This window comes from bacterium, from assembly GCA_016124905.1.
GTDB lineage: Bacteria > Pseudomonadota > Alphaproteobacteria > Rickettsiales > RI-342 > RI-342.
Window position 1 is genome coordinate 16,510 of the sequence record WGMV01000041.1, and the last position, 11,983, is coordinate 28,492.

Genomic DNA, 11,983 nt, shown 5'->3' on the forward strand with positions numbered 1-11,983 from the left:
AAGGCTATGTAGAGAGCTGTGTTTAGCATTTTTAAGGCGAGATGCCGTGTATGGCGGATGACTATATTGGTTATGCTGAAATGATCGATGCCGCGATGCGCGGCGTGGTGCGGGAGACCCTGCACCGTGTGGCCGCGCAGGGGCTGCGGGGCGATCATCATTGCTACATCTCGTTCAAGACCACCTATCCGGGCGTGTCCATGGCGCCGAGCCTGCTGGAGCGTTACCCGGAGGAAATGACCATCGTGCTGCAGCACCAGTTCTGGAACCTGACGGTGGAGGAAGAGCTGTTCAGCGTGATGCTTTCCTTCAACGGCAAGCGTGAGAAGATCACGGTGCCGTTCGATGCGTTGACGGCTTTCGCCGACCCCAGCGTGAAGTTCGGTCTGCAGTTTCAGCACAAGGAAATGCCGGATACGGGCCAGGCGAGCCTGGATGAGTTGCTCGATAACGCATCCGACGACGATGCCAAGGAAAACAAGACGACGGGCGCCAAGGTGATTGCCCTGGATAAGTTCCGCAATAAGAACAACGATTGACCGTGCTTGAGGCGCTGGCGCTAGGGCTGAGTTTCCTGCTGGTGTTCACGGCCGTGCTGGATGCGTGGCGTTACCTGATTCCCAATTGGCTGGTGGGGCTGTATCTGCTGCTGTATCTGCTGCTGCCGTTTCTGCAGCCGGTGGATTGGCCGATGGCGCTGCTGGTGGGCATGGTGACGCTGTTTGCAGGCTTTGGACTTTTTGCCATGCGCATCATCGGCGGGGGAGATGCCAAGCTACTGGCGGTGGCGGCGTTGTGGGCCGGACCTCCGGCTATTTTGCATCTGCTGATGCTAAGCGGCGTATTCGGAGGTGTTCTTGCGATTGCATTGCTGCTGGTGCGATTTGTGCTTAGTTATCTGCCGCTTTCGCGTTTGCCGCGTTTGCTGATGGTGCGTGAGCCTATTCCTTACGGCGTGGCGATTGCCGGGGCCTTGGGCTGGCTGTTACACATGCACCGCCTGCCGGGCTTCATGTTTTAGTTTTGTTTGTTTTGCCTGCCTTGATTTTTTCCACGTGCGGCTGCTCGTAGAGCTCTTCCATCAGGTAATTGAATTCCGCGCCGTAAATGACGGCCAGCCCCGTCATGTAGAAAAAGAGAAGCGAGGCGATGATGCCGCCAAGGCTTCCGTAGATCAGGTTGATCTGTTGGAATTGGGATAGGTAGAAGGTCAGCAGCCAGCCGCTTAATACCCACAAGGCGACGGCCAGCAGCGCGCCGGGCAGCGTTGCCACAAAGCGTTGACGCAGGTTGGGCAAAACATAATAGACTGAGGCTACGGCCATCCACATCATGACAATGGTGAAAATGGCACTGACGGCCTTAAACTGGAACGGCAGCGTAACGTGCAGCAATTCCTCGAGCCAGTGCAGGGCGATGGGTGCTACTACAAGGATGATCATGCCGCTGATGACGATCACCATCACCATCAGAAGCTGGACGATGGACAGCAGGCGGCGCAACGGGTAGGCCGGCGGCGTATGCACACGGTAAGCACGGTTAAGGATGGTGCGCAGGCCTTCCACGATGGAGGAGGCCGTCCACATGGCGCCGAGGATGGCGATCGTCAGAATACCCTGTGGCGGGCCGGAAACGATTTCATGCACGCGGGGCATGAGCGCGTCCACCACATGTTTAGGCAGGTTGCGGGTGATGAGGGTAACGAAGGACAGGCCGATATCCTGTTCTCCCAGCATCCCGGCGAATGTCACCAGCAGCACCAGAAAGGGGAATAGGGAGAGAAGACCTAAAAAGGCCAGGTATCCGGCATGCTCCACGCCGTCGTGATTGATGGTGTTGACCAAGGCCTGCCAGAAGCAGCGCAGGTGCACCAGAATGCCTTCAAGATTGCCCAGTTCCTGGGCGGCCTCGCGCGCTTTCCTGGTTGGTTTGCCATGCGTTTGCTGCATGCTTTGGGCGCTACCTATACTTGAAAAACGGAACAGAATCTGCTAACTATCTAAGTGATGATGAGAACGATAACAACAGTTCACATGGTTTATCATCTAAGTTTTGTATGTTGATCCCATTTTCTGGAGTTTACTATGGCTAGTCTAGCACTGCCGGTGATTGCTTCTGGGTCGGGGCTCGAGCGTTATATACGCGACGTGCAAAAATTTCCGATGCTGGAAGCGCAGGAAGAATACATGCTGGCCCGCCGTTATCTTGACCACGGCGACATGGAAGCCGCGCACCGTATGGTGACCAGCCATCTGCGCCTGGTGGTAAAAATCGCGAGCGGGTTTCGCGGGTATGGATTGCCGTTTGCCGAGATGGTCTCGGAGGGCAATATCGGCCTGATGCATGCAGTGAAGCGCTTTGACCCCGAGAAGGGTTTCCGCCTTTCCACTTATGCGATGTGGTGGATCAAGGCGGCCATTCAGGAATATATCCTTCGTTCCTGGTCGCTGGTGAAGGTTGGTGCATCGCAGGCGCATAAAAAGCTGTTCTTCAATCTCAACCGTATCAAGCACCGCATCCGCGCGGCGGATGACGGCAACCTGACGCATGAGCAGGTGAGCCAGATTGCCAACGAACTGGGTGTGGATGAGGAAGATGTGGTGGCGATGAACCACCGCATGATCGCTTCCGACCGTCCGCTGAACGCTACCATGGGTGGCGACAGCGATACGCAATGGATGGATGTGCTGCCGGATGAGCGCGATAACCAGGAAGTGATGCTGGGCGAGTATCAGGAAGCCACGCAGCGGCAGAACAAACTGCGCGACGCGCTTGGCCAGCTGAATGAGCGGGAGCGCGACATCCTTAGCGGCCGCCGTTTAACGGACCCCGCCGTGACACTGGAAGAGCTCAGCCAGAAATACGGCATTTCCCGCGAGCGGGTGCGTCAGATTGAAAACCGCGCGTTCGAGAAGCTTCAGGCGCTGGTGGCGCCGCAGGTCAAAGCATTGCCCGCGCCAAAGGCTTAATCGTCTTTTGACGAAGGGGCCATCTGTGAGGAATCTTTCATCCGCTGTGACAGGAAGTTCTTGATTGCTTCCTCATTGCCGTTTTCCAGCATGAATTTCAGCTTGGCCTTTGCCATGCGGATGGCAATGCTTTCTTCGGACGCATTGATCGGTCCCATTTCATCATCGTCGTTCATGATGGTTGCCTGTTGCTGCCGTTATGATGGTAATATAGGCGCTAAACATCCATCCGCAAAGGGTACAGCATGACAGGGCGCGTATTGATCGTAGCCGGATCGGACTCAGGCGGCGGGGCGGGTATTCAGGCGGATATCAAGGCTGTGACGATGCAGGGAGCTTATGCGGCAACGGCCATCACAGCGCTGACGGCACAGAACACGCTGGGTGTGCAGGGCGTGATGGCCGTGCCGGCTTCCTTCGTGCGTCAACAGATGGAAAGCGTGCTTGATGATATCGGTGCCGATTGCATCAAGACCGGTATGCTGCTTAACCATGACATCATTGATGCAGCGGCAGATGTGCTGGAAACGCGAGCCCCCATTCCCGTGGTGCTGGACCCGGTCATGGTGGCAAAAGGCGGAGCCCGTTTGCTGAAGCCGGAAGCCGAAGCAGCATTGATCCAGCGGCTTTTGCCGCGTGCCAGTCTACTAACACCCAATATTCCGGAAGCGGAAGCGCTGACGGGATTGCGCATCACCACGGAGGAAGATGCGCATGCCGCGCTGAAGGCATTGCTGAATATGGGCCCCAAAGCCGTGCTGCTTAAAGGGGGGCACCTGCCTGGAGCCGTACTGAAGGACAGGCTGCTGACCGCACAGGGTGATTATCATGTCTGGGAAGGCGAGCGCATTGATACGGTGCATACGCATGGAACCGGCTGCACGCTGGCTTCTGCCATTTCGGCGCATTTATCGAGGGGAGAATCCATTGTTAACGCCGTTCAAAATGCGCGAAATTATGTTGCTTCCGCCATTCGTCACGCTCCCGGGTTTGGTTCGGGTCATGGGCCGCTTGGGCATGGATGGATATTACAGACGGTTTAGGGATATACGCCCTGTCTGGCTGCCCAGCGTGTCATGCAGCCAGGTGAGGATTTTCTGTAAGGAATCCACCAGTGGATATGGTGGGTTGACCAGTACCAATCCGTTGCCGCTGAGACCGGGTTCATTCTGGCTTTGCCAGCACCATTCCATGCGCCAGCTTTCCGGAAGTTTCGGTATGGCCCCAAGGGCCGCAATGGCCTGATCTTCGCTACTATTCATTTTAATTGGGTACCAAATCAGATAGCTGCCGCCATTCCAGCGGGGCAGGGCTTTTTCCATCGCCGTCACGAGGTCGTTCCACTCGGTTGTTTTCTCAAAGGGCGGATCGATCAGGACCAGCCCGCGCTTTTCAGGCGGAGGTACAAGAGAGACGAGGGCCGCCCATGCATCCTGTCGGGTGATTTTGAGGCGTTTGTCGTGCCTGGCCCAGGATGCAAGGGAATGGGCATCATCCGGATGGAGTTCATTGATAATGGCTTTGTCCGCCGCCCGCAGCTGCGATAATGCGACGGCAGGTGAGCCGGGGTAATACCGGCAATCATCGGCGGCATTTATCCCGGCTATGGCCGAAAGATAGGGCGCGAATGCTTCCGGGGCCTCATGGCGATGGCGCCACAAGGCCTTGACGCCGCCTTCGGCTTCGAGCGTTTTTCGGGCGGCATCCGCCTGCAGGTCGTAAAGGCCGATGCCGCCATGGGTGTCGATGAAACGGAAGGGTTTATCTTTCGCGGCCAGCCGTGTTAATGCCAGCGCCAACACGGCGTGCTTCATGACATCGGCGCGGTTGCCCGCGTGGAATAGGTGCCGGTAATTCATCCGCCTGTGATACTATCTGCTAAAATTCTCATGTTCATTCATGCTGGTATGGCATAGCAAAAAACATGGGCTTGATGTTAATGAAAAATTAGCCAATTGATGGGACTCATGCGTTGGTTTATGCCAATTCTATACTAAATCTTTCTGGAGGAATCCCATGCGTATTGTTATCGCTTCCGCTCTGCTGGCGACCACGGTTATGGCCGCTACTGGCGCTTCTGCTCAAACCTACCCGACTCCGCGCGATACCCGTGACTCCTGGCGCAAGCCAGCAGTTGTTGAGGTTGTTCCCGCGATGGAGCAGGCTCCGGTTGAGAAGAAAATGAAAAAGCATAAGCGCAAGCACAAGAAAGCTTCCAAGTAAGCTTTTAAGTCTCGCGATGAAAGGGCGCCTTTGGGCGCCCTTTTTTTATCTGAACATGGTGGGGGGTGAGGGATTTGAACCCCCGACCAATCCGTTATGAGCGGACTGCTCTAACCGCTGAGCTAACCCCCCTGAGCGCGGTGATTACTGGTTAGCGGGATATGGCCGCTTGTGCAACTGCCTGCTAAACGGGCTTTTGGGGCATCTTCATAAAGACGCCATAATTCAGACATATAATGCATGCCGAAACCTTGATGCGAGGCTGTATGTCAACCACCATGTTTACCCACGAAACCGGCGTTTGGAAGGTCAGCGACGCAGGTAAGGAATTGCTTGAGGAGGTGTTTGACCGCGAGTTGGGCGCTTATTATCCCATGGAAGCCGCCATGACCGCCATTCAGGAGTTTTTCGCCGCCTGCGGAGCGCATGGGAAAGTCGGCTATAAAGGCTCTGAGGAGCCAACATTCCGACAGATTATCGAAGAGCTGGGAAATGCATTCATTTCCACTTCCAATCCGCATGCATTCAACCAAGCTTACACCGAATGGTGTTACGACCGTATTCTCGATTTTAATATAGCCATGTCCGAACAGGCCGAACTGGCCAGAGAGGCCATCAATGAATTCAGCCGACGCCTGGTGGATAGCGCTCCCCATCTCCTTGACGCGCATCTTATTGCCAGTGTGCATGAATTGCGAAATATGATGATTCTGGCAACGACTCACGACAGTGCCGATGTAATCAGGAATAAGTGGGAAGATGAAGCCCCAAACTCGTTATTTGCAACACCGGATGAAGTGGAAGCCCTGATCGCCAGCAAGGATGAGCAGCTGGGACGGCTTGCCGACCTATTCAAACAGGCGCGCGACAACGGAATTGTTTAGGCGCTTGCTTTCCATTTGGCGGGTTGTTCCAGCGCGGTGAGCAGGCTGTGGATGTCCTCCACCTCGCGCGTGGCGATGCCCGTGCTGCTGCCTTTGGTAACAGGCGGCATAATGGCATGATGAAAGCCGAGCTTGGCGGCTTCACGCGCACGGCGATCCATGTGGGCGACGGGGCGGATTTCGCCGGAGAGGCCGATTTCACCGAACAGTACCGTGTCCGGGCTGATGGGCTTATCCAGCATGGCGGAGACGATGGCGGCAGCGACTGCGAGGTCGGCCGCGGGTTCGTTTACCTTAAAGCCGCCGGTGACGTTTAAATAGACTTCCTTGTCGCTCAGGCGCACGCCGCCGCGGGCTTCCAGCACGGCGAGCAGCATGGCGAGGCGGTTTTGGTCCCATCCGACGACGGCGCGGCGGGGAGTGGCCATGACGCTTGGCGCAACGAGCGCCTGAATCTCCACCAGCAGCGGTCGGCTGCCTTCCATCCCAGCAAAGACGACACAGCCGCTGACATCCTGCTTGCGGTCGCTGAGAAAGAGGGAGGAGGGGTTGTTGACCTCGCGCAGGCCGCTGTCGGCCATCTCGAACACGCCGATTTCGTCGGTGCCGCCGAAACGGTTTTTCACGCCGCGCAGGATGCGGTAATTGTGGCCGCGCTCGCCTTCGAAATAGAGGACGGAATCCACCATATGTTCCAGCACGCGGGGGCCGGCGATCTGGCCGTCTTTGGTGACATGGCCAACGAGGATAAGGGCGGTGTGACGCTTTTTGGTGGCGCGGATCAGTTCATTGGCGCAGGCACGCACCTGCGAGACCGTGCCGGGGGCGGCATCGAGCGAATCCAGATACATGGTCTGGATGGAGTCGATGATGAGGACGGCGGGTGCGTCCGGCCCTTCCAGCGTGGCGAGGATGTCACGTAACTGCCCGCTGGCGGAGAGCTGGAGGTTGTCGCCGACCTGCTCGTTGGAGACGCCGAGGCGCTTGGCGCGCAGCGAAATCTGGCGGATGGATTCCTCGCCCGAGACCATCCAGCAGCTATGGCCGCCCATGGCGAGCTTGTGCGCCATTTGCAGCAGCAGGGTGGATTTGCCGATGCCGGGATCGCCGCCCACCAGCACGGCCGAGCCCGCGACAAGGCCGCCGCCCAGCACGCGGTCGAGCTCGCCAATGCCGGTGAGGGTGCGCGGCGTGTCATCACCCGCAGCGCTTAAGGCTACACGCTCCACGCCCTTGCCTTTTTTGAACTGCATGGATTTGGGCTTGGCGTCGATGGCTTCTTCCACCAGCGTGTTCCACTCGCCGCAGGCAGGGCACTGGCCTGCCCAGCGGGACTGGACGGAGCCACAGGCGTTGCAGGAATAAAAGCTTTGGGGTTTTGCCATGTTTTGTCCTTTGGTGAGAAATTGGGACGCTGTCCCAAACCCTGACAGGGGACTTGCCCCCTGTACCCCGGATTTTCTTTTGTTTACCCCTGCCCAAAGGGCTTAGGGGTAAACAAAAGAAAATATGAGTTCCAAGAGGCAAGCCTCTTGGTGGGGGCTTATGGGGGCAAGGCCCAAATCTCTTTACCAGAGGGCACAACATGGTAAAAGCCTTAAAGTTTTAATGCTTGGAGTCCTTATGGTCGCGTTACAGCCGGTTGTCCGGCATAAGACGCATGGTGTGAAGGTTGGGAACGTCATGGTTGGTGGCGATGCGCCCGTGCGTGTGCAGTCCATGACCAATACGGACACGGCGGATGTGGCTTCCACGGTGAAGCAGGTGGCCGAGCTGGCACGCGCAGGCAGCGAGATTGTGCGGCTGACGGTGAATAATGAAGATGCCGCCAAAGCCGTGCCGCATGTGCGTGAAAAGCTGGGTGCCATGGGCGTGTTCGTGCCGCTGGTGGGAGATTTTCATTATAACGGCCACCGGCTGCTGAGTGATTATCCGGATATGGCCAAGGCGCTGGATAAATACCGCATCAATCCCGGCAATGTGGGATTCGGGCAGAAGAAAGACCCGCAATTCTCCATCATGGTGGAAAAGGCGATTGAATATAACAAGCCGGTGCGCATTGGCGTGAACTGGGGCTCGCTGGATCAGGAGCTGGCGACCAAGCTGATGGATGATAATGCGAAGCTGGCGGAGCCGCTGCCTGCGGATGCCGTGATGCGCGAGGCGCTGGTGCAGTCCTGCCTGATCAGTGCGGATAAGGCGGTAGAGCTTGGGTTGCCGGTGGAGCAGATCATCCTTTCCGCCAAGGTGAGCCGGGTGCAGGATTTGATTGCGGTGTATCGCGCGCTGGCACAGCGTTCCCATTATTGCCTGCATCTTGGGCTGACGGAAGCGGGCATGGGCAGCAAGGGCATTGTGGCTTCCACGGCAGCCTTGTCGCAACTGCTGCAGGAAGGGATTGGCGACACGATCCGTATTTCCCTGACACCCGAGCCGGGCGCGCCGCGTGAGAAGGAAGTAGTGGTGGCGCAGGAGATACTGCAGGCAATGGGCCTCAGGGAATTTTTGCCAAGCGTAACGGCTTGCCCGGGCTGCGGGCGCACTACGAGCGATTATTTTCAGAAGCTCGCCAAAAATATTGATGATTATCTGCGCGCGCAGATGCCGGTGTGGAAAAGCCGGTATCCCGGCGTGGAAGGGCTGAAAGTGGCGGTGATGGGCTGTATCGTCAATGGACCGGGAGAGAGTAAACATGCCGATATCGGCATCAGCCTGCCGGGAACAGGGGAAAGCCCGGTGGCGCCTGTATTCATTGACGGTCAGAAAGTGGCCACCCTGCGGGGTGACCAGATTGCCGAAGAATTTCAGGTGATGGTTAATGAATATATTGAAAAACGCTTTGGGCGGCAGCAGGCTGCTTAACCAATTGTTGTTAACAAATTAACTTTTATTTATGGTTTTTAGGTTAGCTTTCCTCCATTAAATGGTGGAGAGGCCCATGGCCGTAAAAATGGATAAACCTCAGGCAAACTACTTGCTTGAAGCGTTGCAGGCATTGAGCGAGGCTCTTGCTGCCATCAACCAGATTTCTAAGAATGGCAGAGAATTATACGAGGTTATTAACCATACGCAGACCACACTGCGGGGTGATATTGGTAAAGCGGGCACCGGTGATCAGGTCGAGTTGTCGAACTCTACGGCTGCTGGTATCAAAGCCATCAATGGCAAGTCTGATATTAAGCGGCCCGCTGCGATCAACGGTATTCGGAAAGCGGTTCTTGATAAAAACGTTCCTTTGCTTACACAGTTAAATGCCGTTCAGGGGTTAGGCAGCGCATTGACCGCTGATGAAACGACAGCATTGAATGGCATGCGCCTTAAAAGCGCCGAAACGGATACCGTTCCTAAAAAGAAAGACGCAGGCGCCGAGAAGCCGCTCAATGTGTTTGAGCGTGGAATGGATGAAGCCGTGGCACAGGGGCGTAATCATACGCCGGGCTTGGTTCAGGACAGGCGCTATCATATTCCGCAATGGATTACGCGCGGAAGAACCGGGCAGCCTCATATTGACCGCGTGATGCATAATGATGAGATCAAACATAGTCTGCAGGTTTTGCAGGCGGCGAACGAAGCGCTGCATGATGGCAGGATGATCAGCCCCGTGCAGATTATCGATGCTCACAAGGAGTTCAAGACTGCACTGGCGGCGCATAAGTTTGACGGCAAAGACGCGTTGCTAAAAGACATGCAAAGCGGGGTGCTGGTGCTGCTCGGCAATGCGGAGAAGATCATTGTGCTGGAGGTGGAGAAGCGCAACGAAACACTCGGGGAGGTGGAAGGTCTTCTGGTAACGGTGGAAGCGGCGCTTTCAACGCTTGCCACAAGTCAGAATCTAACGCGTGATGAACTGGCGAACGGCAGCCTGAACGATTTGCAGCGATTTACTGTTCAATACGGCGATGACCTAGCCCGTATAAGGAACAATAAAGAAGTTCTCGACCAGCAATATGAGGTGGCAAAACGCGACGCAACGGATGCGTATGGCGAGGCTGCGGCTCATTTTGCGGATATAGTGCATGTACCGGACAAGACAGCTCCGGATGCTTTGAGGCGCATAGGATTTATTGACCGAATTGCCAGCAGCGACATTGTTACGCGCATTACCGGCAATTACGGCCAGAGCAGCGATGTTACGCAGGCCGTTAATCGGATTTATCAACGCATTAACGATACCATCGATACATACAATAACGACTTTAGAGCTTTGCAGCAGGAATGCGCGACGAACCCAGACGGGGTCGACGAAGCGCGCTTCACCGCTTTACGCGAAAATGCCGGACGGGTTTTGCAGCAGCTTGAGCATCTCGAGAATCTGGAACCAAAGCAATATGAAGCCGCCGTTGCACAGATACGCAACAGCCTGAATATTCTTCAGCCCGTGCATGATGCCTATGCCGCCAAGGAGGCTGTTGATGCACGGTATGCCGTTGCCCTGGCCGATATTACCTATGACTACCAACAGGTCACCAAGGGGTTTTTGACCCAGACCCGCGAGCTTGCCGCGTTGGAGGGGGTGGATAAGGGGGCCATCCAGCAGGCGGGTAATCATTTATCCATGCGTGTGAGTGAGCAGAATATTCAGGATAAGGTTGCTCAACAGGATATCGTGTATGTTACTGGTAAAAAAAGTGCGGATGCGTTGGATTCATTGACAGAAGCCGTGGGTAAGCGCTGTAAGCAACCTGTGGGCCGCCTGGTTTCCGAGGCTCTTCAGGATATGGAAATCATCCCGCCCGATCGCGTTACCCTGAATCCGGACGCGATTCAAAAAATTCACGATATGGCTGGTGTGGCCGGTGTTACGCGCTTGGCCTTTGTAGCCAAGGTGCAGGCCATCAATGAACGCATTGCCGATGTTCGCGGTGGAAAATATAATTCAGATGAACTGGAACAGCTTGGTACATTGATCGATTCCGCCCTGGTCACGGCTGGGGAAATCCGTTTCGGCTTCATTCGGAACCGAGATGGCCAGGATGCCAGGTCAGAAGCCGTGGCTAATTTAGAGGAAATCAAAGGGCAGGTTGAGGCTTTGCACAGACAGGCCGAAGCACGTGAAACCAACATCGGAAACCGTAATTTTTCCGATTATGACAGCAATATCATTCAGCTTTCCGCGGCTGAGATTGACCGGGCGTTTGAGACGGGGCGTGTTGCTTAGGCTGGATGGTGGTTTCCCACGATACCGAGTGTGTTTCCAGTTGTTCCAGGAAAATACGTACATGGGTGGCATCGTCGCCTAGTTTGGCGCGTTCCTCCCGGTAAAGCTCCAGCATTCGTGCCAGGCCGGTTGATTTCTGGCCGCGTGGCGGGTTGGCCTGTTCCATGATGCGAACTACGGCGGCAAGGTCTTTCATGAGTTTGCCGTGGTTGGCGCCGCCGAACTTATCGACAATGGCGGCCAGTTTGGCGATGGCGCGCTTGTCATCCCCCGTCAGGCGGGTGGATTGGGCGGTGTAATGAAGGATGGCGACGGCCTCCGGGCTTGGGGTCTCTTCCAAGGCGATATCCACAATCACGGCGCTGTAATCAAGGGATGAGGCGGTTACCTGATAGGTTTCCCGACCGTTATCCAGCCGGGTGTGGGAGGCCGCCATATAACGGCTGTTGGCCGTCATGGCCGCGCTGTTGAGCGATAATTGCATGGCTACCTGCCGCGCTGAATGCCTAAAGGCTTATTTTAAGTGCTTGAAGGTAAATAATCTATCAACAAAATGCATTTTGCCGTCGTTTCCCTGTTGACGGGGTGCAAACCCTTTGTTAGATAGCCCCTCCCGCTTCGAGAATTTGTGGCGGTTGTTCTTTGACAGGTATGGTGAGAGCATTGAGTTGTGATGAGCAACTTCAATGCGATTAGTTATCAACTAAAAATTCGTTTCAAGCGAATTGCGTTGGATGATGTAGATCATC

13 protein-coding genes and 1 tRNA gene are annotated in these 11,983 nt (G+C 55.7%); 8 read left to right on the forward strand and 6 right to left on the reverse strand.

Annotation, left to right across the window (positions count from 1 at the left end):
• The first annotated feature begins 50 nt into the window (after positions 1-50).
• Both GC177_10245 and GC177_10250 read left to right on the forward strand, forming a co-directional pair.
• Positions 51-539, forward strand: coding sequence for a hypothetical protein (locus GC177_10245; GenBank protein MBI1276331.1), 489 nt, complete (start codon positions 51-53; stop codon positions 537-539).
• Positions 536-1,021 (forward strand): hypothetical protein, encoded by a 486-nt coding sequence (locus tag GC177_10250; protein ID MBI1276332.1) that lies wholly within the window; start codon positions 536-538, stop codon positions 1,019-1,021. Before GC177_10245 ends, GC177_10250 begins: the two co-directional genes overlap by 4 nt.
• Here the strand turns inward: GC177_10250 and GC177_10255 are convergent.
• Entirely contained in the window at positions 1,011-1,949 is a 939-nt protein-coding gene (locus GC177_10255; protein ID MBI1276333.1) for a YihY family inner membrane protein, read from the reverse strand. The two genes, GC177_10250 and GC177_10255, sit on opposite strands and share 11 nt — an antisense overlap.
• Positions 1,950-2,084: 135 nt before the next feature.
• Between GC177_10255 and rpoH the strand changes: the two genes are divergently transcribed.
• Positions 2,085-2,969, forward strand: a complete 885-nt coding sequence (rpoH, locus tag GC177_10260) for an RNA polymerase sigma factor RpoH (protein ID MBI1276334.1) — start codon at positions 2,085-2,087, stop codon at positions 2,967-2,969.
• Here rpoH and GC177_10265 read toward each other — a convergent pair.
• Positions 2,966-3,145: a hypothetical protein gene (locus tag GC177_10265; GenBank protein ID MBI1276335.1), complete on the reverse strand. Its 180-nt coding sequence runs from the start codon at positions 3,143-3,145 to the stop codon at positions 2,966-2,968. The two genes, rpoH and GC177_10265, sit on opposite strands and share 4 nt — an antisense overlap.
• Before the next feature lie 69 nt (positions 3,146-3,214).
• On the opposite strand from GC177_10265, the gene thiD reads away from it, so the two are divergent.
• A complete protein-coding gene (gene thiD, locus GC177_10270; protein MBI1276336.1) occupies positions 3,215-4,012 on the forward strand; it encodes a bifunctional hydroxymethylpyrimidine kinase/phosphomethylpyrimidine kinase in 798 nt (265 codons plus the stop codon).
• Here thiD and rlmJ read toward each other — a convergent pair.
• Entirely contained in the window at positions 3,998-4,828 is an 831-nt protein-coding gene (rlmJ, locus tag GC177_10275; protein ID MBI1276337.1) for a 23S rRNA (adenine(2030)-N(6))-methyltransferase RlmJ, read from the reverse strand. The two genes, thiD and rlmJ, sit on opposite strands and share 15 nt — an antisense overlap.
• 157 nt (positions 4,829-4,985) lie before the next feature.
• Between rlmJ and GC177_10280 the strand changes: the two genes are divergently transcribed.
• Positions 4,986-5,192: a hypothetical protein gene (locus GC177_10280; GenBank protein MBI1276338.1), complete on the forward strand. Its 207-nt coding sequence runs from the start codon at positions 4,986-4,988 to the stop codon at positions 5,190-5,192.
• Between the two features lie 56 nt (positions 5,193-5,248).
• Here the strand turns inward: GC177_10280 and GC177_10285 are convergent.
• Positions 5,249-5,324, reverse strand: a tRNA-Ile gene (locus GC177_10285).
• A gap of 134 nt (positions 5,325-5,458) precedes the next feature.
• Here GC177_10285 and GC177_10290 point away from each other — a divergent pair.
• On the forward strand, positions 5,459-6,076 hold the full coding sequence (locus GC177_10290; protein ID MBI1276339.1) for a hypothetical protein: 618 nt from the start codon (positions 5,459-5,461) through the stop codon (positions 6,074-6,076).
• Here the strand turns inward: GC177_10290 and radA are convergent.
• Positions 6,073-7,461 carry a DNA repair protein RadA gene (radA, locus tag GC177_10295; protein MBI1276340.1) on the reverse strand — a complete coding sequence of 463 codons (1,389 nt, stop codon included), beginning with the start codon at positions 7,459-7,461 and terminating at the stop codon, positions 6,073-6,075. The two genes, GC177_10290 and radA, sit on opposite strands and share 4 nt — an antisense overlap.
• Positions 7,462-7,684: 223 nt before the next feature.
• Here radA and ispG point away from each other — a divergent pair, with 223 nt between their 5' ends.
• Together ispG and GC177_10305 are read left to right on the forward strand one after the other, a co-directional pair.
• Complete coding sequence (gene ispG / locus GC177_10300; GenBank protein ID MBI1276341.1) at positions 7,685-8,938, forward strand: flavodoxin-dependent (E)-4-hydroxy-3-methylbut-2-enyl-diphosphate synthase; 1,254 nt, start codon at positions 7,685-7,687, stop codon at positions 8,936-8,938.
• 76 nt (positions 8,939-9,014) lie between these two features.
• Positions 9,015-11,234: a hypothetical protein gene (locus GC177_10305; protein MBI1276342.1), complete on the forward strand. Its 2,220-nt coding sequence runs from the start codon at positions 9,015-9,017 to the stop codon at positions 11,232-11,234.
• Here the strand turns inward: GC177_10305 and GC177_10310 are convergent.
• Positions 11,176-11,718 (reverse strand): hypothetical protein, encoded by a 543-nt coding sequence (locus tag GC177_10310; protein ID MBI1276343.1) that lies wholly within the window; start codon positions 11,716-11,718, stop codon positions 11,176-11,178. The two genes, GC177_10305 and GC177_10310, sit on opposite strands and share 59 nt — an antisense overlap.
• Between the last annotated feature and the right edge of the window lie 265 nt (positions 11,719-11,983).